The sequence below is a fragment of the Streptomyces sennicomposti genome, assembly GCF_019890635.1.
GTDB classification, from domain to species: domain Bacteria; phylum Actinomycetota; class Actinomycetes; order Streptomycetales; family Streptomycetaceae; genus Streptomyces; species Streptomyces sennicomposti.
The window spans coordinates 1-20716 of the sequence record NZ_JAIOAB010000056.1; the positions used below are offsets into that span (position 1 = coordinate 1).

The 20716-nt window shown below is 72.9% G+C and carries 14 protein-coding genes; 2 read left to right on the plus strand and 12 right to left on the minus strand.

The window, feature by feature from the left end:
- Window positions 1-448 precede the first annotated feature (448 nt).
- The 8 genes from K7787_RS24920 to eccE form a co-directional block, all read right to left on the minus strand.
- A complete protein-coding gene (locus K7787_RS24920; protein ID WP_169439246.1) occupies window positions 449-1483 on the minus strand; it encodes an ABC transporter ATP-binding protein in 1035 nt (344 codons plus the stop codon).
- On the minus strand, window positions 1480-2481 hold the full coding sequence (locus K7787_RS24925; RefSeq protein WP_223003020.1) for an ABC transporter ATP-binding protein: 1002 nt from the start codon (window positions 2479-2481) through the stop codon (window positions 1480-1482). Before K7787_RS24925 ends, K7787_RS24920 begins: the two co-directional genes overlap by 4 nt.
- Complete coding sequence (locus tag K7787_RS24930) at window positions 2478-3431, minus strand: ABC transporter permease (protein ID WP_019984710.1); 954 nt, start codon at window positions 3429-3431, stop codon at window positions 2478-2480. The genes K7787_RS24925 and K7787_RS24930 overlap by 4 nt, the downstream gene beginning before the upstream one ends.
- Window positions 3428-4504 (minus strand): ABC transporter permease, encoded by a 1077-nt coding sequence (locus K7787_RS24935; RefSeq protein ID WP_019984709.1) that lies wholly within the window; start codon window positions 4502-4504, stop codon window positions 3428-3430. The genes K7787_RS24930 and K7787_RS24935 overlap by 4 nt, the downstream gene beginning before the upstream one ends.
- 12 nt (window positions 4505-4516) lie before the next feature.
- Window positions 4517-6400, minus strand: coding sequence for an ABC transporter substrate-binding protein (locus K7787_RS24940; protein WP_223003021.1), 1884 nt, complete (start codon window positions 6398-6400; stop codon window positions 4517-4519).
- Window positions 6401-6799: 399 nt separating this feature from the next.
- Complete coding sequence (locus K7787_RS24945; protein WP_223003022.1) at window positions 6800-10558, minus strand: SCO5717 family growth-regulating ATPase; 3759 nt, start codon at window positions 10556-10558, stop codon at window positions 6800-6802.
- Between the two features lie 536 nt (window positions 10559-11094).
- Window positions 11095-11871, minus strand: coding sequence for a hypothetical protein (locus K7787_RS24950; protein WP_019984705.1), 777 nt, complete (start codon window positions 11869-11871; stop codon window positions 11095-11097).
- Complete coding sequence (gene eccE, locus K7787_RS24955) at window positions 11868-13235, minus strand: type VII secretion protein EccE (protein WP_372456687.1); 1368 nt, start codon at window positions 13233-13235, stop codon at window positions 11868-11870. The genes K7787_RS24950 and eccE overlap by 4 nt, the downstream gene beginning before the upstream one ends.
- A gap of 214 nt (window positions 13236-13449) precedes the next feature.
- Between eccE and eccB the strand changes: the two genes are divergently transcribed.
- Entirely contained in the window at window positions 13450-14982 is a 1533-nt protein-coding gene (eccB, locus tag K7787_RS24960) for a type VII secretion protein EccB (RefSeq protein ID WP_009190969.1), read from the plus strand.
- 162 nt (window positions 14983-15144) lie between these two features.
- Window positions 15145-16395, plus strand: a complete 1251-nt coding sequence (gene mycP, locus K7787_RS24965; protein ID WP_223003023.1) for a type VII secretion-associated serine protease mycosin — start codon at window positions 15145-15147, stop codon at window positions 16393-16395.
- Window positions 16396-16468: 73 nt separating this feature from the next.
- Here the strand turns inward: mycP and K7787_RS24970 are convergent, their stop codons facing one another.
- The 4 genes from K7787_RS24970 to K7787_RS24985 form a co-directional block, all read right to left on the minus strand.
- Entirely contained in the window at window positions 16469-17119 is a 651-nt protein-coding gene (locus tag K7787_RS24970; protein ID WP_223003024.1) for a hypothetical protein, read from the minus strand.
- Window positions 17106-17690 carry a hypothetical protein gene (locus tag K7787_RS24975; protein ID WP_223003025.1) on the minus strand — a complete coding sequence of 195 codons (585 nt, stop codon included), beginning with the start codon at window positions 17688-17690 and terminating at the stop codon, window positions 17106-17108. Before K7787_RS24975 ends, K7787_RS24970 begins: the two co-directional genes overlap by 14 nt.
- Complete coding sequence (locus K7787_RS24980) at window positions 17690-20014, minus strand: hypothetical protein (protein ID WP_223003026.1); 2325 nt, start codon at window positions 20012-20014, stop codon at window positions 17690-17692. The genes K7787_RS24975 and K7787_RS24980 overlap by 1 nt, the downstream gene beginning before the upstream one ends.
- A gap of 126 nt (window positions 20015-20140) precedes the next feature.
- Complete coding sequence (locus K7787_RS24985) at window positions 20141-20653, minus strand: hypothetical protein (RefSeq protein WP_223003027.1); 513 nt, start codon at window positions 20651-20653, stop codon at window positions 20141-20143.
- Window positions 20654-20716: the final 63 nt, after the last annotated feature.

Below are 20716 nucleotides of genomic sequence, written 5' to 3' on the forward strand. Positions count from 1 at the left end.
GCGGCCCGCGTACGGCCCCGCCCGGACGCCGCCCCGGCCCGCCGCCACGCGAGCCGGCGCTGCCACCGCCGGGAGCACGCTCCCGGCAACCGCGCAGGTCCCCGGCCGGGCGTCGCGGCGCCGGGGACTCTCCGCCACGGCACGGCACGGCACGGCACGGCACGACCTCGACCCGCCACGGCACGACCTCGACCCGCCACGGCACGGCCCCGACCCGCCACGACACGACCTCGACCCGCCACGGCCCCGACCCGGCACGGCGCGGGGCCAGGCCCGCCACCGTGCCAGTCCCGCCCGGCACCGCCCAGGCGCTGATCCGGTGGCCCAGGCGTTGCCCCCGCCCTCCGTCACCGCGAAGGCGACCCTGCCTCCGTCACCGCGAAGGCGACCCCGCCCCCGTCACCGCGAAGCCGCCCCCCCCGGTCGTCCAAGAGACGCCCCAGCCTCCTCACGGCGCAGGCGTCGCCGCCTCCGTGCCCGCCACCGCGTGCGCCCAGTGGCAGGCCACCTGCGCCGTGCCGTCGCCCGACAGGACCCCCGGGTCCTGGGTCCGGCACGCGGTGGCGACCCCCGCCCGCTCCGCCTCGCCGCTCGCCAGGATCTGGCAGCGGGCGTGGAAGCGGCAGCCGCCGGGGATGCGCGAGGGGTCCGGTGGTTCGCCGGTGAGGACCACCGGGGCGCCCGGGGCCTCGGGCAGCACCGACAGCAGGGCCCGCGTGTAGGGGTGCCGGGGAGCCGTCAGCACCTGCTCCACCTCGCCCGTCTCCACGATCCGCCCCAGATACATCACCGCCACCCGGTCGGCGATGTTCCAGGCCAGCCCCAGATCGTGCGTCACCACCAGCGCCGACAGCCCGAGTTCGGTGCGCAGCCGCAGCAGCAGCGCCAGGATCTCGCCGCGCACCGAGGCGTCCAGGGAGGCCACCGGCTCGTCGGCGACGAGCAGTTCGGGTTCCAGGACCAGCGCGCCCGCGATCACCACCCGCTGCCGCTGCCCGCCGGACAGCTCGTGCGGGTAGCGCAGGAAGAACCGTTCCGGCGGGCGCAGCCCGGCCCGCGCCAGCGCCCCGGCGACCGCCGCCCGCTCGTCGCCGCCGTGGCCGTGGATGCGCAGCCCCTCCGCGACGGCGTCGTACACCGTGTGCCGGGGGTTCAGCGAGCCGCTCGGGTCCTGGAGGACCAGCTGCACCCGCTTGCGGTACGCCTTCAGCGCCCGCGCGGAGGTGGCGAGCGGCGTGCCGTCGAACAGGACCCGGCCCGCGGTCGGCGGGACCAGGCCGAGCAGCGAGCGGGCCAGCGTCGTCTTGCCGCAGCCCGACTCCCCGACCAGCGCCACGATCTCGCCCGGCCGGATGTCGAGGTCCACGCCGTCCACGGCCCGGGCGGGCGGCGCGCCGTTGCGCCCGGGGAAGGCGATGCGCAGGTCCGCCACGCTCAGCAGCGCCGGCGTGCCCGTCGTGGTGCTCGTCGTCGCGCTCGTCATACGGTGCCGCTCCTCACTTCCGCCTCCTGCCCGGCCGCCGGCGGCGCGCCCTCGCCCACGTGCACGCACGCCGCCCGCCGGTCCGGGCCCGCCGCCCGCAGCACCTGGTCCTCGGTGGCGCACCGCTCCAGCGCGGCCGGGCAGCGCGGATGGAAGGCGCACCCGGACGGCACCGCCGCCGGGTCCGGCGGATCGCCGGGCAGCCCGCGCGGCGCGAACCGGGACGCCGGGTCGCCGATGCGCGGGAACGCCTCCGACAGGGCCCGGCCGTAGGGGTGGCGGGCGTCGTCGTAGACCTGCCGGGCCGGGCCCTCCTCGACCACGCGGCCCGCGTACATCACCGCGAGCCGGTCGCAGGTGTCGGCGAGGACCGCCAGATCGTGGCTGATCATGATGAGGCCCACGTCCTGTTCGCTGACCAGTTCCTCGATCAGGCGCAGGATCTGGGCCTGGATCATCACGTCCAGCGCGGTGGTCGGCTCGTCCGCGATGATCAGCCGCGGGTCGCAGGCCAGCGCCATCGCGATCATCACGCGCTGCCGCTGCCCGCCGGACAGCTCGTGCGGGTACGCGCTCGCCCGCGCCGCCGGCAGACCCACCTGCTCCAGCAGCTCCCCGGCCCGCTTGCGGGCGCCCGCCGCGGTCGCCTTCCGGTGCAGCAGGATCGGTTCGGCGATCTGGTCGCCGACGCGGTGCACGGCGTTCAGGGAGTGCATCGCGCCCTGGAACACGATGGACGCGCCCGCCCACCGCACCGCCCGCACCCGCCCCCACTTCATCGTCAGCACGTCCTCGCCGTCCAGCAGGATCTCCCCGCCGACCCGCGTCCCGGCAGGCAGCAGCCGCAGCAGCGCCAGCGCCAGCGTGGACTTGCCGCAGCCGGACTCCCCGGCGATGCCGAGCTTCTCGCCCGCCGCCAGCGCGAGATCGACCCCGCGCACGGCGGCGGCCCCGCCCGGATACGTCACTTCCAGGTCCCGTACGTCGAGCAGACTCAACGCGACACCCCCAGCCTGGGGTTGAGAACGGACTCGACCGCACGCCCGCACAGCGTGAACGCCAGCGCGACGACCGCGATCGCGATGCCCGGCGGCACCAGGTACCACCAGTCGCCGGAGCTGACCGCCCCCGCCTCCCGCGCGTCCTGCAGCAGCCCGCCCCAGGAGACGACCGTCGGGTCGCCGAGCCCGAGGAAGGCGAGCGTCGCCTCGGCGAGGATCGCGGAGGAGATGATCAGCGTGGTCTGGGCGAGGATCAGCGGCATCACGTTCGGCAGCACATGCCGGGACATGATGTGCCAGTGCCCGCCGCCGAGCGCCCTGGCGCGCTCGATGTACGGCCGCGACTCCACCGCCAGCGTCTGCGCCCGCACCAGCCGCGCGGTCGTCGGCCAGGTGGTGACGCCGATGGCGAGGACGACCGTGCCGAGCGACCGCGACAGCACGGTGGCCAGCGCGATGGCGAGCACCAGCGTCGGCATCACCAGGAACCAGTCGGTGACCCGCATCAGCACGGTGGCGTACCAGCCGCGGAAGTGGCCCGCGGTGATCCCGATGACCGCGCCGATCGCCACCGACAGCACCGCCGCCAGCAGCCCCACCAGCAGCGACACCCGCGACCCCCAGACCACCAGCCCCAGCAGGTTGCGCCCGAACTGGTCGGTGCCGAGCGGGAAGTGGCCGCTGGGGCTCTGCAGGGGCTGCCCCGGCGCGTCCGTCACGCTCGCCACGTCCGACCCGACGGTCAGCGGCGCGGTCAGCGCGACCAGCGCGAACAGCACCAGCGCGGCCAGCCCGACGACACCGGCGCGGTGCCTGCGGTACTCCCGCCAGAAGCGGGCGGCGGAGGCCCGCCGGCGCTGCCACGCCAGGGCGCGCGGCCCCGGCGCCGCGACGGTCCCCGCGCTCTCGGCGGCCTCCGCGGCCTCGGCGGTCTCGGCACTCGTCATCGGCCCACCCTCGGATCGAGCAGCGGATACAGCAGGTCGGCGAGGGTGTTCATCACGATCACCGCCGCGGCGAAGACGAAGAACAGCCCCTGCACCAGCGGCAGATCGGGCACGCTCAGCGCCTGGTAGAACAGTCCGCCGAGCCCCGGCCAGGAGAACACCGTCTCGACCAGGATGACGCCCGCCACGGTCCGCCCGAGATTGACGAAGATCAGCGTCACGGTCGGCAGCATCGCGTTCGGCACGGCGTGCCGGCGCCGCACCAGATCGTCCCGCAGCCCCTTGGCCCGCGCGGTCGTCAGATAGTCGCCGCCCATCTCGTCCAGCAGCGCCGACCGGGTGACCAGCAGCGTCTGCCCGTACTCCACCGCGACCAGCGTCACCACCGGCAGCACCAGATGGTGGACGACGTCCACGACGTAGGCGAAGCCCTCCTTGCCGCCGCTCTCCATGCCGCCGGTCGGGAACAGGCCCGGGACCGGGCCCGCGCCCACCGACAGCACGATGATCAGCAGCAGCCCCAGCCAGAACGACGGGATGGAGTACAGCGTCAGCGCCAGACCGGTGTGGAGGCGGTCGCCGAGCCGCCCGTGCCGCCACGCGGAGCGGGTGCCCAGGAAGACGCCCAGCGCCGTGTAGAGGACGAAGGCCGTTCCGGTCAGCAGCAGCGTGTTCGGCAGCGCCTCGGCGATCTTGTCGGTGACCGGCACGTGGAACTGGTACGAGGTCCCCAAGTCCCCGGTGAGCGCCTTGCCGCAGTACTGCGTGAACTGCCGCCACATCGGCAGGTCGAGGCCGAACTCCCGCCGGTAGGCGGCGATCTGCTCGGCGGAGACCGGACGGCCCCCGGTCATGAACTTCACCGGGTCGCCCGGGATCAGCCGGAACAGGAAGAAACTCGTGACGAGCACGGCCAGCAGCGAGACGGCCGCCCCGCCCAGCTTGCCGGCCACATAGCGGGCGTACGCGGCGCCGGACCGCGCCGGCCGGGCGCGCCCCGCCGCGCCCGGCCCGGAGCCGTCCGGGCCGGCGACGGCCGCGCCCAGGGCCGAGGGTGTCGCTTCAGCGGTCATCGGTACGCGTCCCTACTCGCGGTCTTCCGCGGTGGCCCGGCGGCGCACCGCGAAGAGCACCGCGAGCCCGCCGAGGACGACGACCCCGGCGACGATCCCGATCACCACGCCGGTGGACGTGCCGCCGCCGGAGGACCCGTCGGAGTCGGCCGGCACCGCCGACCACCAGCTCCAGTAGCCGTCCTGGCCGTAGATGTTGCCCGCCGCGGACGGCATGGTGGTGATCGACTCGATCTGGTCCGTGCGGTAGGCCTCGACCGCGTTCGGATAGGCCATGACGTTCATGTACCCCAGGTCGTACAGCCGCGACTCCATCCGCTTGACGAGGTCCGCCCGTTTGGCGGGGTCGTACTCGGCGAGCTGCTGGGCGTAGAGCTGGTCGTAGGTCTTGTCGCAGATGAAGTTGTCGGTGGCCCCGGTGTCCTTCGGGGTCTGCGGGCGGGCGGCGCAGGTGTGGATGGAGAGCACGAAGTCGGGGTCCGGGTTGACCGACCAGCCGTCGAAGGCGAGGTCGTACTTGCCGGCCAGCCACGGGTCGGTCACGTTGTCCAGGCAGTCGAGGGTCACCCCGATGCCGAGTTCGCCCCACCACTCCTGGAGGTACTTGCCGACCGCCTTGTCGTTCGGGTCGGTGGCGTGGCACAGCACGCGGTAGTCGAGCGGCTTGCCGTCCTTGCCGACGCGCTTGCCGTCGGCGTTCTTCTTGTAGCCCGCCTGGTCGAGCAGCTGCCCGGCCTTCGCCGGGTCGTACGCCAGCTCCTGCCCGGCCGACGGCTGCCAGTAGTACGACGAGAAGCGCGGCGGGATGTAGCCCTGGCCCTCGACGGCGTGCCCCTGGAACACCTTGTCCACGATCGTCTTGCGGTCCACCGCCATGAACAGCGCGTGCCGCACCCGCTCGTCCAGCAGCGACGGGTCCCCGTCACCGAACTTCGTGCCGTCCTTCGCCTGCGCGCCCGGGTTGGTGGCCAGCGCGTAGAAGCGGCGGCCGGGCCCCTCGTTGACGTGGATGTCCTTCTCGCCCTTGAGGGAGGCCGCCTGGGCCGGGGTGAGCGAGGGCGAGCCGGCCACGAACGACACCTCGCCCTTGCGCAGCGCGGCGACGGCGGCGTCCTGGTCCTTGTAGTAGCGGAACACCAGTTCGTCGAACTTCGGCGCGCCCCGCCAGAAGTCCTTGTTGGCCTTCAGCTTGACGTAGCTGTCCGGCTTGTAGTCCGTGAGGACGAACGGCCCGTTCCCGACGATCGGGAAGCTCTTGTCGTTGTTGAACTTCGAGAAGTCCTGGACCTTCTCCCAGATGTGCTTGGGCACGATCGGCACGTCGAGCGCGGTCATCGTGGCCTGCGGCTTCTTCAGCCGGATCACCAGCTGGGTGGGGCTGGGCGCGGTGACCTTCGCGAAGTTGGTCACGAAGCTGCCGTTGGCGGTGGCGGCGCCCGGGTCCGTCATCATCTTGTTGAACGTCCAGGCCGCGTCCTCGGCGGTGGCCTGCTGCCCGTCCGACCACTTCGAGTTGGACCGGATCGTGTACGTCCAGGTCAGCTTGTCCGGCGACGACTCCCACTTGGTGGCCAGGCCCGGGACGGCGTGGGCGTCCTTGGGGTCGTAGTTCGTCAGGTACTCGTACATCAGCCGGCTGACGCTGGTGCTGAGGAGCCGTACGGCCAGGAACGGGCTGAGCGAGTCGACGCTCTGCGCGACGGCCACCGTCAGCACCTTGTCGCCGTGCCCGTCGCCGGCCGCGCCGGACTGCTGCGCGGCCGAGGCCGCCGGGGCCGCGAGGCCGGACGCGAGGAGAAGGGCGCCGGCGCCGGCCGCGGCGAGGAGCCTCGTCCTCCCGGGGCGGCGGCCGGTGCGTCCTCTGCGTCCTCTGCCGTGCTGATCTTGTGTGTTCATGGCTCGGTGACCTCGCGTCGTCGCTCGCGGGGGCGGGTGCGCCCCGCGCGGGGCGGGTTTCGAACAGATGTGAACAGGCCGAAACGGAGTGGAAGGGTGTGAACGAGCTGGAAGGACCTTGATCGGATGGCGCGCCGGCGGGAATGAAGTGAGTGTCTATCAGCGGCAGTCTGCGCGCGTCAACGGTTCGCCAAACCCCATGTGGCCTGCGGAAACAACGAGTCGACCACGATGTTGCTCCCATTGGTCGAGACCACTGACGCCCTCCTGGTGAGGGCGTGGCGGCGTGTTTGTGCCGATCCCGCTCGCGAACACGCGAAGGCCCGCGCCGTCGGGGACGGCGCGGGCCTGGAGAAGCGCTGGGTCAGGGTCGGGCAGCGGTGATGTGGTGCTTTCGGGTCACTGCTGCGGGGGCGGGGGCGGCGGAGTCTGGCCGCCCTGCGGGGGCTGAGGCTGCTGCGCCTCCGGGGGCTGGCCCTGCGGCTGTTGTGCCTCCGGGGGCCGGCCTTGCGGGGGCTGTGCCTGCGGCTGGCCCGGCTGGGGCGGCTGCTGCGGGTAGGGCTGGCCCGGCTGACCGGGGTAGCCGTAGCCGTACTGCTGCTGCCCCGGCTGCTGGTGGCCCGGCTGCTGCTGGCCCTGCTGCGGGGGGAGCGGCTGGGCCGGGAACTGGCCCGGGGCCGGCGGCTGAGCGGGATACGGCTGTCCGGGGTACGGCTGGCCCGGGGGCGCGGGCATCGGCTGCTGGCCGGAGGGGGCAGGGTAGGGCTGCTGGCCGGGTTGGCCGGGCTGTGCGGGCTGACCCGGGTGGCCTGGCTGCTGCTGGGGCTGCTGGCCGGGGTAGCCGTAGCCGTACTGCTGGCCCGGCTGGGGCTGGGGCTGGGGCTGGGGCTGCGGCTGCGGCTGCGCCTGGGGCTGCGGCTGGGGGGCGAACTGGCCGGGGGCGGCGGGCTGGCCCGGAGCGGGGGGCTGACCGGGGTGCCCCGCCTGGCCGGGCTGGCTCTGCTGGCCGGGGGCGGGCGGCTGTCCGGGCCGACCCGGTTGCCCCGACTGTCCGGGGTAGGGGGACTGACCGGGCTGGCCCGGCGTGGGCTGGCCGGGCTGGGCCGGGTACGGCTGCTGGCCCGGGTACGCCGCCTGGCCCGGCTGACCCGGCTGGCCCGGGAAAGGCTGCTGCCCGGGGTACGGCTGGCCGGGCATCGGCGGGGCCGCGACCGGCGGCGGGTTGCCGTCCGAGGTCCACAGGCCGTGCGCCTGCTGATGCCGGACGAAGTCCTCGGCCACCAGCGCCGCCAGATTGAAGTACGCCTCGCGCACCTTCGGCCGCATCATGTCGAGGTTCACCTCGGCGCCCGCCGCCAGGTGCTCGTCGAACGGCACCACGACGACTCCGCGGCAGCGCGTCTCGAAGTGGGCGACGATGTCCTCCACCTTGATCATCTTGCCGGTCTCGCGCACCCCGGAGATCACGGTCAGGGACCGCGAGACGAGGTCGGCGTACCCGTGCGCGGACAGCCAGTCCAGCGTCGTACTGGCGCTGGACGCGCCGTCCACGGACGGGGTGGAGATGATGATGAGCTGGTCGGCGAGGTCCAGCACCCCGCGCATCGCGCTGTAGAGCAAGCCGGTGCCGGAGTCGGTGAGGATGATCGGGTACTGGTTGCCCAGCACGTCGATCGCCCGCCGGTAGTCCTCGTCGTTGAACGTCGTGGACACGGCGGGGTCGACGTCGTTGGCGATGATCTCCAGACCGGAGGGCGCCTGCGAGGTGAACCGCCGGATGTCCATGTACGAGTTGAGGTACGGGATCGCCTGAACCAGGTCGCGGATGGTCGCCCCGGTCTCCCGGCGCACCCGGCGGCCGAGCGTGCCGGCGTCCGGGTTGGCGTCGATGGCGAGGATCTTGTCCTGCCGCTCGGTGGCCAGCGTGGAGCCGAGCGCGGTGGTGGTCGTCGTCTTGCCGACGCCGCCCTTGAGGCTGATGACCGCGATCCGGTAGCAGGAGAGCACCGGGGTGCGGATCAGCTCCAGCTTGCGCTGCCGCTCGGCCTCCTCCTTCTTGGCGCCGATCCGGAAACGGGACCCGGCCGCGGCCGGACGGGTGCTGCGCGCCTTCTGCTTCTTGTTGTTGAGCAGCCGGTCCGAGGACAGCTCCACGGCCGCCGTGTAACCGAGCGGCGCGGCGCCGGGGTTGGTCGGCTGCCGCTGGTCGTGCTGGATCGGCTGCGGCCAGGCGGTGCCGGTCCGCGGATCGACGGGCTGCTGCGGGGCCTGCGGCGCCCAGCCCTGGGGCTGCGGGGCGCCGGGCTGACCGGGCTGGGGCTGGGCGGCACCGGGGTGCCCGGGCTGGGGCTGCCCCGGCTGGGGCGCGCCCTGCTGGGGGGCCTGCGGGGGCGTGGCCGGCTGGGCGGCGGACTGCTCGGGGGCTCCCGGCCGGGCCGTGACCGAGGGGTCGGCCGCCGTGTCGGGGCCCGGCCCTCCGTCCGGCCGAGGCTGCGACTGCCCGGGCTGTCCTTCCTGCGCGGCCTGGCCGGGCTGTCCGGGCTGTCCGGGGTGGCCCGGCTGGGCGGCCTGGGGCGCGGGCGGCTGCGGGAAGCCGTAACCGCCGGGCTGCGCGGGCGGGTTGGGCGCACCGGGGGGCTGCGGGAAGCCGTAACCGCTCTGGGGGACGGGGCCGGGGGCGCCGGTCTGCGGGAAGCCGTAACCGCCGGGCCGGGCAGGCGGGTTGGGCGCGCCCGGAGTCTGCGGGAAGCCGTAGCCGCCCTGCGCCGGGTTCGGTGGCGCGGGCTGTGCGGCGGGGGGCTGCGGGAAGCCGTGACCGGCGGGCGGCGCCGGGGGAATGGGCGCACCCTGCTGCGGTGCGCCTTGCTGCGGCGCACCCGGGCCACCCGGCGTACCCGGGCCACCCGGCGCACCCGGCGTGTTCCACGCGGTCGGTGCGGGCTGCGGGGCCTGCGGCTGGAAGGGCGGCTGCGGATAAGGCGGCTGTCCCTGCTGCCCCGGCTGAGCCTGCGGCTGGGGCTGCGCGGGCCACTGGTTCGCGGTGGCCGGAGCGGCGGGCTGGTAGGCGGGCGGAAGCGGCGGCACCGCGTCCTGCGGCGCCGGCGGCGGCCCCCACCCCTGCGGAGCCTCCGGTACGGCGCCCTCGGCGCCCGTCGCCGCGGGAACGGCGTCCTGCACGTCGTCCGCCCGGGCCGACGGACCGGCACCGGCGGCGTCGTCACCGGTGGCGTCGTCACCGGCGTCGGAGTCCGCCCCGGGCACGGCGTCCTGTACCGCGTCGCGCACGTCGTCGCGGGACCCGGCGTCCGCGGCCTCGCCCTGCCCCGACGGGGCGTCCTCGGGCGCGCCTCCCGCACCCACCGACGACGTAGGGGAACCGGCGTCGGCCGGCTCCCCGGCGTCCCCGGTCAGGTCCGTACGGGCGCTGTCGGCACCCTCTTCGTCGGCGTCCGGCCCGCTCTCGACCTCGGGTGCCGCGGGCTCCTCGGCGGCGGGCCCGGCGTCGTCCCCGCCGTCCGTACGAGCGCCCCCGTCCTCGGAGGCGGCCTCGGAAGCATCGCCGCCCGAGGACGCCGGAGCCCCGTCCTCCGTACCCGGAGCCGTACCGTCCTCCACGGCCGCCTCGCCGCGCCCGTCACCGGCGTCGGCCGCCTTCGCCGCGTCGCCCGTGTCGGCGCTCCCGGAGTCGCCCGCGCCCTCGGCGGACGCCGCGTCGCCGTCCGGCGTCACCGCGCCCTCGCCCGAGAACTCGCCGATGCCCTTCGCCGCGTCACGCTCCGCGAACTCCCGCTTCAGCGCGGACGCGGAGATCCGCATCGTCGCGCCGCTGACGAGGTCGCCGTTCCCGGCGGGCTCCGCCTCCGAGGCCAGCGGCGCGGCGGGCGGCGGCGTCCAGGCGGGCTGGAAGCCGCTGCCCGGCGGCGGGTCGGGCAGCGGGACCGGCGGACCGACCGGCGGGGGCGGCGGCGGAGTCGCCGGCGCGGCCGGGGCGCCCTGCGCGGAGTCGCCGCCCGAGGACGGCGAGTTCTGCGTGTACCAGGCCGGCGGGGCGTAGTCGATGGTGAACTCGCCCGTCGCCTCGACGGCGGACGCCGCGTCGGACTGGTCGTCGCCAGGCGTGGCCCAGCCCCCGCGGTTCCCGTCCCGATCGCTGTTCACAGTTCCTCCTGGTGTGGTCGAGCACCCTCATGCCGTGCTGGGGCGACCGTTGGCGTCCAATGGGGTCGGTCGGAAGCGGTCGCCGGCGGAACGGAACCGATCCGGCCCGCCCGGCCTCCCCCGGGGCGCCGACGGCTCAGCCGCGGGTTCTGATGTGGCGCCCGGTCCCAGCCTAATCACCACGGGCGCGCTCACGGCAGGCCCGTCCAGCCCTCCGCATCCCTCGACGGCGTCACGGCGAGCCCCGCCGGCCGCACCCGCACACGCGCCAACCGGTCAAAACCGGACGAGACATCACCACACGGCCGGTCGCCCACCGCACCGAAGCAGCGGCCGACGGGACGTGAACTCGGCATCCATGGGCGGACGAACCGGTCGCAACCGCCCAATCCCGGTCGCCGGCCGTCCCGTTCCGGTGCCGGGCGGCACGACGCCAGGCCGCCGCCCCCGGTCGCCACCGAGGCAGCCCGGCCGTCACCGCCGTCCCGGCCCCGCCGTCACCACGGTCACATCCGGGCCGTCAACACCCCGACCGCTCAGTCCATCCGCCGGGGCGTCCCCAGCAACCCGATCTCCGCGTCGGTCGGCTGCGTCATCACGTACTGCCGGTCCCGGTCCGCGCACCACAGGGTGACGCCGTCGGGAAGCGTGGGCAGCGACTCGATGTCGGGGCGCGGCAGCGCCATCGTGCGGCCCAGCTCGGCGGCCTCGTCCGGCGAGATCCGCTGCACGCCGACGAGCCGCGCCTGCCGGATCAGCCGGGGCGCCACCGGGCTGAGATACGGCAGCAGCGTCACCACCGACTGCCACGGCCCGGAGACCACCCGCCCGCGCGGCGGCCGCATGCCGCAGTCGCGCACCACCAGCACCGGAGTGCCCGCCGACGCGCCCTGCGGGGGCACCCGGCCCACCTCGTACACCGCCAGGCCGTTCTGCCCGCCGCCCATGGCGTGCACCATCTGCATCCACGCCTGCGCGCGGCCCGTCTCCACGGCGACCCGCGCCCCGGTGGCCGCCGCGCGCAGCGCCAGCACCTGCGCCGTCCACAGACTGCCTATCAGCACCACGTCGTACGGCGTCGGCCGGTTGAGCCCGAGCACGGCGGGCTGCCCCTCGGCGTCCACGCCCACGACGACGCCGTCGTCGCCGATGGGCAGCGCGAGCGAGTCCACCTGCTCGGCGGAGAGCGCGTGCCGCGCGTGCCGGGGGCCGATCAGGCCGAGGCCGCTGCGCAGCCGGTCGCGCACCCGTGCGGCGGCGGACGGCCCGGCGGCGGCCGGGGAGCCGGCCGGCTGTGCGGTCGTGACGGTCATCGGGCGCCTCCCAGGGGCAGCGTCGCGAGCATGCCGGGCGTCTGCTCCCGGTCGAGCCGGGCGAGCTGCGCGCCCGCCTGCCGGGCGGCGTCCTCCAACGCGCGCCGCGCGGCGACCAGTTCGTCGTCGCTGCGGCCGGTCACCCGCAGGTGCCCGCACAGCGCCGTCTCCTGCCGCTCCGCCCGCGACAGCGTCAGACTGAACGTGGTGGCCAGCGCGGGCACACTGGTCAGCCCCGCCACGATCTGCGCCAACGAAGCGCCCTGACCGCCCAGTTGAGGCCAGCGGCGGATCCAGTAGGTGGTGTGGCGGCGGTTGTCGCAGCGCCAGCTGCGGCCGGACTCCTCGGTACGCCGCTCCCGGGCCTCGGTGCGCCCGGCCTCGGCCGTCACCAGCGGGTTGGCGCACGCGGAGGTGGCGAGGGCGGCGGTCAGCTCCTCCTCGTTGAGCACGGTGGCGCGGAACCCGGCGCCGGTCAGCCGGCTGGCGAGGTGGTCGGTCACCCGCGCCAGGCACTTCTGCGCGCCCTCCAGACCGCCGCCGCGCGCCGCCACCGCGTCCCGGCACAGCTCGGGGTCCAGCTTCAGCGCGATCCAGGTGATGCGGACCGCCGGGGCGCCGGTCTGCGCCTGCAGCGGCGCGTAGTTGGTCACGGCGACCGAGTGCTGCGGCAGGTGCAGCGCGGGCGCGGGCTGGGTGTGCAGGACGATCTGCGCCGACTCCAGCCGGATGCCGTCCACCTCCAGCGCGTCGCGCACCAGGGCCACCGGCAGCGGCTGCCGGCCCCGGTCGGCGCGCAGCGCGGCGACGTCGGCCTCCACCTGCACCACGGCGCTCACGAAGGTGCCGTCGCCGATCATCCCGACCGGCCGCCGGTCCCGGCCGCCGTAGGAGTGGGTGCGCAGCGTGGGGTCGCACTCGACGACGGGCGCCAGGCCCGGCTCGATGCCCTGCGGGGGCGGGGTGTTCGCCGCCTGCCGCCTGCGGGCGCGCAGCGCGAGCAGGGTGCCCAGCCACTCCGGCAGGGTGCGGCCGCGGCGGCGGACGAAGGCCAGCGCCACCAGCGCGGCGGCGACCACACAGGCCGCGATCAGCGCGACCGTGCCGACCGCCCAGCCGCACAGCACCAGCGCCGCGGCCAGCTCCAGCAGTACCAGCCGCTGCCGGGCCGAGGCGCCGCCGCTGCCCGGACGCGAGGTCAGCCGGGGTGCGGCGAGGGGGCCCGCGGGGCGCCGCCCGGCGGACCCGGCGCCGCGGGGTGCGCGGGAGCCCGAGCCGCGGGGCGCGCGGGAGCCCGACCGTCTTCCGTCGCCCGATCGTGACGCCGATTGCGATCGCGACCGGGCCCGTGCTGCGGAAGCCACCACTGCAAAACCCCCGAACTCTCCCGAAAACCCTCGTGCACGGCCCCTTCCGGGCCCCAGCACCCTACCCGTGCCGCGGGCGGTGCGCCGCAACAGGCATAGTAGGGGCCGGTGCTGACAGCCGAGGCACCAGAGGCAGTTCGGGGGACGGGCACGGAGCGCGCGCATTCTCCACACCCCCTTCACAGCTCTGCACGGGGAGAGAGCGGAACAGATGGCATCACGGCGGGACGAACTCAACGCCTACACCTTCGCGAAGCGCCGCATGCTCGCGTCCTTCCTGCGCCCCTCCGCGTCGGGTTCGGAGGAGGGCGCGCCCAAGCCGCTCGGCGCGGTGGTGCCCGGCGTCATCGTCGGCGCGGTCGTGCTCGCGGTGTTCGGCGGCATCGGCCTGTTCAGCCCGACGGCGCCCAAGGGCTGGGACACGCCCGGCGAACACGTCATCGTCGCCAGCAAGTCGACCACCCGGTACGTGGTGCTGAAGACGGGCAAGCAGGTGCAGCTGCACCCGGTGCTGAACATGGCGTCCGCCAGGCTCCTGCTCGATCCGAGCAAGGACAGCGTCATCACCGTGGACGAGAAGGTCCTGGACAGCGGCAAGCCCCCGCACGGCGCCACCATCGGCATCCCGTACGCCCCCGACCGGCTGCCCGCCCCGGAGGAGGCCGAGACCGCCAAGCGGTGGGCGGTGTGCGAACGCCCCGGCGCCGGCGGCCGCGCCATCCAGAAGGCGGCGTTCGTGCTGGCGAAGAAGGAGTGGTCCAAGGTCGAGGGCCGCGACCGCACGACCGGCGGCGACCTGATGTACGTCGTCGCCCCCGACGGCAAGACCCAGTACGTCATCGACGCGCGCGGCTACCGCTACCGGCTGGCCGACCCGTCCGACAAGGAACTCCTCAAGGCCCTCGACACCCAGGGCCGCGCACCGCAGCGCGTCTCGCAGGAGTGGCTCGCCACCTTCCACAAGGGCGACGACATCGTCGTCCCGCCCATCGACGGCGAACCGGGCGCCAAGGCCGGCGCGTTCAGCGGACTCGAGCAGTACGACCGGTACGACAAGATCGGCATGGTCATCAAGGCGTACGACGGTCAACGCATGCAGTACTACGTCGTGCTGCGCGGCCGGGTGGCCCGGATCTCGGAGTTCACCGCCACACTGCTGCTCAACAGCCGCGACCTGGTCGGCGTCGGACAGGCGGGCGAGGCGCAGCAGGTGAGCCCCGGCGCGGTCACCGACAGCACGACGTTCCAGGGCGACAAGATCTGGCCGCAGTACAAGCCGAGGACCGTCAACGACGGCGCCGCCGCCACCAGCGGCCGCAACACCGTCTGCAACGTGCTGCGTTCGGTCGACGGACACGGCACGACCACCCTGTCCACCTGGGTCGGCACCGACTTCCCCGCCGAGCTGCCCACCGGCTCCTCCAGCGCGTACGTCACCGCCGGCTCCGGCCTGCTCTTCCGCCAGTTCCAGGGCACCGCGACCCAGGCGGGCGGCGTCTTCCTGGTCACCGACACCGGGCTGCGCTACGCCCTCCAGTCCAACAGCGACAGCGCCACCGACGACAAGGGCATCGGCACCACCGCCGAGCAGCGCAAGCAGGCGCTGACCGAGGCGAAGATCGCCCAGACCCGGCTCGGGTACGCCAAGGTCACCCCCGCGCCCGTGCCCATGGAGTGGTCGACGTTCCTGCCGACCGGACCGCGCCTCTCGGAAGCCGCGGCCCGCCAGCCGCAGGGCTCGTAGCCGCGGGAGGAGATGCAACTCATGCTGGCACTCACGCCGAAGGCGCCCGCCCGCCGCCGCACCGGCACGCTCACCCGGACCAGGGCCCTCCCCGGGACCAGGGCCCGCACGGGGACCACGGCCCGCACAGAGACTATGGCCCGCACGGGGGCCACGGCCCTCATGCGTACCACGGCCCTCACCCGCGCCGCCGTCCTCACCGCGGCCACCGCGCTCACCGCGGCGACCTCGGTGCTCGCCCTGCCCGCCGCCCCCGCACACGCCGACGACGGCCAGTGCACGTTCCCGGCCAAGCCGTACACCGGCCGGCCCTGGGCCCTGCAACGCGTCAACCTCGACGAGCTGTGGGCGCAGTCCACCGGCAAGGGCGTCAAGGTCGCCGTGATCGACACCGGCGTCGACGTGAAGAACCCCCAGCTCAAGCCGGCGGTCGACGCGTCGAAGGGCATGAACAACCTGCCGCCGAAGAACTCCAAGGGCGAGAAGATCGACCGTGGTGACGCCCACGGCACCACGGACACCGTGGGCCACGGCACCCGCGTCGCCGGCATCATCGCGGCCCGCCCCGCCAAGGGCACCGGCTTCGTGGGCCTGGCCCCCGACGCCACGATCATCCCCGTCAAGCAGAACGACGCGGAGGGCGACGGCACCGCCAAGACCCTCGCGGACGCCATCAAGTACGCGGTCGGCGCCGGGGCCGGCGTCATCAACATCTCCCAGGACACGGCCAACGCCGTACGCCCCGACTCCGCGCTGGAACAGGCCGTGGACTACGCCCTCGCCCACCAGGTCGTGGTCGTCGCCTCGGCCGGCAACGACGGCCTCGGCGGCAACGTCCAGATCACCTACCCGGCCTCCTACGACGGCGTCCTCGCGGTCGCCGCCTCCGACCGCAACAACGAGCGCGCGTCCTTCTCCCAGTCCGGCGAGTTCGTGGGCGTGGCCGCTCCCGGCGTGGACATGATCTCGACGGTCCCCGGCGGCGGCCACTGCTCCGACAACGGCACCAGCTTCTCCGCGCCCTACGTGGCCGGGGTGGCCGCCCTCCTGAAGTCCAAGTACCCCGACTGGACCGCCCGCGAGATCGTCGCCCAGATCGAGCAGACCGCGGAACGCTCCATCCCCGGCCACGACCGCCTGGTCGGCTGGGGCGTGGTGGACCCGGTCCGCGCCCTCACCGACGTGGACCCGGCCCGCCCGGTCCAGTCCCCCCACCCCGAGGGCGGCGTCACCCGAGCCGAACCCCCGGCCGTCGCCCCCCTCCACTTCGGCGAAACCACCACCCAGCGCAACCACCGCCTGGGCACCTACGTGGCGATCGCGGCCCTGGTCCTGGTGGCAGCCCTGAGCGGCACGGCGGTGGCGGTACGGGACGCGAGACGCCGCCGAGCCCGGACGACGGGGAGGGCGTAGCCCCCTTCAGGCACCCTGGCGCTCCTTTCAGAGCACCAGGGTGCTCACAGAGGCGGGGCGGGGCATCGAAGCATCAAGACGCCGGGGCCGAGGACGGCTGCTCACCGTCCTGGACCTGTCCGGCCCGCTCAGCGAACACGGTGGCCAGCTTCTTCAGCAGAGCGGGGTCCATCCGGACATCCGCCCCGCTCTCCCCAGTGGTCAGCATGATGGCGCTACCGACACGCGCCTGGATCAGCACACTCTTCGCGCCCTTGACCATTGACACACTCTCCCCCATGACGGCGTCGTTCCGATCACCGATCTCACCGAGCGACAGGGCGGGCCGCCCTGGAACCTGTGCCTGCCAGGCCTTCCACACGGTGCCGTACGCCGCATCCGCAGCCGTCGGGTCGTCGTACGTCATGACGTAGAAACTGACCCACGGCTTGTCGTGCTTCCGGACACCCGACATGCCGACATAGCGCACGTTCTCGCAGGAACCGTCCCCGTCGCAACGAGCGACAGCGAGTTCCTTCGCCTTCTCCAACGGATAGGCGACCGGAGCCAAAGTCTCATCCCACCCTGACACCACCGCCGAGTCCGGCAACGTCGCCTTGACGTTCGAAGCGTCGAACGAGAAATCACCTTGGCCACCACCGCAGCCCGCACCGAACGCCAGCACGGCGCAGAGCGCCGTCAAGGCCCTCAACGGCTTGGCCTTGGACCCATCAGCGACAAGCATCGGAACTCGCCACCCCCTGACTGTACGCGGTGATCAGTTTTTTCATCCCGGCTGCGTCACTCACGTCCTTTCCGTAGACCTGGATCGCAGCGAACAGGACGTGATCCGCGTACTTCTGGCTGCGACAGGACTTGATCTCCTCCGCCCCGCCGGTTCCGGAATACACGTACGGAGTGCCGTCTTCCAGCTGTGCCGACTCAAGCTGGGGAATCGATCTGGCGACGGTCGAAAGGCCGTCCCCCTGCTCCCACCATTCACGGCTGGCCAAGAGCGCCACTTCGCCGTCGACCTTCACCCGGCATTCGCTCCTGCGGGGCAGAGGCTGCCGCTCCTCGACAGTGACCTTCTTTCCGGCGGGCAGGAGAGGAGAGAGGAGATCCTGCTGCACAGCGATTCCGCACAGAGCTTCGGGCACGTCGTACTGCTTCTGTTCGGCGGAGCCCGAACAGCTGGTGAGAAGGCCGAACGCCACGCATGCCAGGGACAGGCCCACAGCTCGGCGAGCAAACAATCGGGATGCCTCCCATGGGTCGTGTGCGGCAGCTGCGGCGGGATTCATTCTGTCGGTCATCAGATGTCCGTCACGAGTTCCGGCGCCACTTGCCGCACGTAGACACCGGCATCGAGGAAGGCCTTGGAAGACTCGTCCTCGGCCCAGCTCCCGACGTCGCTCGGATGCGCCAGGTGGTAGGACCGTGCGGCCTCCGAGGCGGCCGCACGGGTGTAATCCGCGTTGTTGACCCGCCCGTTCTGCCAGTCCTCACCGATCTTGGGGCCGGCGTCGTCCTTCGCGCTGCCTTCGGCGTCCTTGAAGAGCCGCTCCAGGACCATGCTCGTCGCGGTCCCCGCGGCGCCGCCGACTCCAGCGCCGACGGCCGGTGAGGCGATGAAGGACGTTCCGACGCCGACGCCGGTCCCAACGGTTCCGGACAGGAGGTTCTTCCACTGCGAGACGGCGTAGTCGTAATCCTTGTCCTTGGCGTCGGCCGGTCCGGCGACCGCCTCGTTACGGCCCATCGCCAAGGTTCCCGATACGTCGCCCGAGTGGCGTGCGATGGCTCGGACCGTGAGCTCCAGATCATGGTGCGGGCGCTGGTTCTCGGGCAGGTCGGGATTCAGGTGATATTGCATCAGGTCACCCATGTACTTCTTCTGGCCCACTTCGACCGCGGCGTATCCCTCAGGGTTCTGACCGACGGCGAACAGGAAGCGCGCTACGTCCTGATGTTTCAGTTCCGCGGCGGAACCGGCGACCGGATACAGCTTCTGGATACGTTCCCAGGCTTCCTGCCCGTCCCGGTCGTCCTTGCCCGGGTGCGCATCGACATCCGTTGTGGCGCGGTCGATATCGGGAAGGTATTCGGACGCGATCTGTCCCATGCTGTCGGACATGTAGCTGTTCTTGGTCAGACGCTCGTCGTCATCGGCGATCGAGGCCACGATGTCTTCGAAGAGCTTCGTCTGACCTGGATTGTGGGCCGGAGTGTCGACCGTCGGCAGCTCACCCGCCGGATGCCCCGTAGTGGCCGCCTCCAGGGCGAGCGCGAGATTGTTCTGGCCGGTGTGCAGGTCGTCACCGTGGGAGTCGCTCTCCTGCGGCCAGTCCCGCTCCTCGAACAGGTACTGGAAGTTGGAGAGCGAGACCCTGCCCTTCTTGCCGTTGCCGTCCGTGTCGCGCTCGAAGGGGTTGTCCGGGTCGTCCTTGGAGACGTACTCCTGGTTGAAGAAGTCGGTGGCCGCGTCCGGGCTGTTGGACAGACCCTTCAGATAGCCCGTGAGCGGATCGGAGCCGCTGTCCTCGCCGATCCGGTTGAGCCACGGGTCCATGCCCAGGTGTTGCCAGGCGCCGTTGCCGTGCCGCCCCTTGTCGGTGAGCTTGCGGTCCGTCTCCATGAGCTTGGTGCCGTAGTCCTTCAGGAACTGGTCGTCGTAGTCCCCGGTCCGCATCAGGTTGCTCATGACCTGGAAACCCATGGGCCCGCCGTGGTTGCCGTACAGCGGCTTGTCGCCGAGGTCGATCATCCCCCGCTTCCACTCGGTCATCCTGCCCGAGTCGCTCTGCGTGGCGTGCGCGAGCGTGAGCCCCAGGTTGCGCTGCAGATCATCGAACTGATCGAGCCGCTTGTGCCCCACATCCCAGTTCCCCCGGGCCGGATCAGTGAGCCCGGCCCAGAACTCCAGCGTCTTCCGCGGCCCCAGATCCGTCGCGAACCGCTCCGCGAACAGCGGATCCTCGGCGTACTTCTTCAGCCCCCTGTTCAACCGGTCGAAGTCCTCGACCGAGAGATCCTCGGGCTTCTTCCCCGCCAGCGCGGCCAGCGCGTCCGCCTCCTTCACGGCCGCGTCCGCGGAGTCACGGTCCTTGTAACTGGCGTCCGAGAAACCGAGCGTGCTCTGGTCGGAGATGGCCTGAAGGACGGTACTGGCCGAAGTGTCGCTCTCCGTCGCCTTGTCGAGGATGCCCTGGATCTCCGTGCGCAGCGCGTCGACGTCGCCCTGAGTCGCCTTCTGCCCGTTCCCGTCGGCGGGCTCACTCGCCGTGACCGTGAAAGCGCCCTTCCCGCCGCTGACCTTCATCCCCTGCTTCTCCCCGCGAGCGATGGCCTCGGTGAGCTGCCGGTGGTAGCCCTTGAGCTCCCCGAGGGTGTCCCGCAGGATGTTGTGGATCGTCGTGGCCTGCGTGTGGGCGTCGGCGAACTCCCCGGCGGTCTTGCCGATGAACTCCTTGGACACCTGCGCGTTGACGCCCGCCCAGTCCGCCTCGTTCGCCGCCTTGCGCAGCGTGTCGTCGGCGTCCTTCTTCAGCTCCTCGAGATGGGTGACGAGCGTCGACCAGTCGGTGACGGCGTCGTCCAGCAGGCTGAAGTTGGCGTGGCGCAGGGCCTCGAGGTCCATCGGTCGTCGTCCCCTGGAGGTGGCGAGTACGGTCGGATGGTGGCGGTGTCGGTCTCGACGCGGGAGGGCCGACGCGGGCGGCATCCTGCACTCCGCTCGGCGCCGCTGCGCCCTGCCCCGGACCCGCTAGTCCTTCTTCGCGGGATGCGGTCCGTAGACGGGGTTCTTCTTGCCCGGCGCGCCGACCCTTTCCTCGAAGCCCGCGTCCAGCATGTCGATGCTGCTCATCTGACGCTGGATGTAGCCGTCGTCGCCGGCGTGCAGCTTCTTGGTCGTGTGCATGTGGTTGGAGATCTGCGCACACGCGTCCATCAGTGACTTGAGCTGCTGCTCCCAGCGGTCGGACACGTGCTGAAGCCCGGCGCCGAGGACGAATCCCTGCTTGGACAGGTCGGTCGCGGCCGCGTCACTGCTCGGAGTGGCGACGCGGGCCTTGTCCCACAGCTGGTTGTACAGCTGGTGCGCGTCCGTGCCGATCTTCTGCAGCTGGCTGTTCTTGACCTTCAGGTCGCCGTACTGGCTCGGCACGATGTAGGGGCCGTAGGTACCGCCACCGGGCTCGACGTGGTTCAACTGCATCCGGGCCGACTGCCGCTCACCGGCCTCCGCCTTGAGCTGCTCCCACTCGTCCCACGCCATCCCGGAACCCCTTCCCGCACTGCCCTCGACGCTCGATCCCGACGACGGCCACACAATCCACAT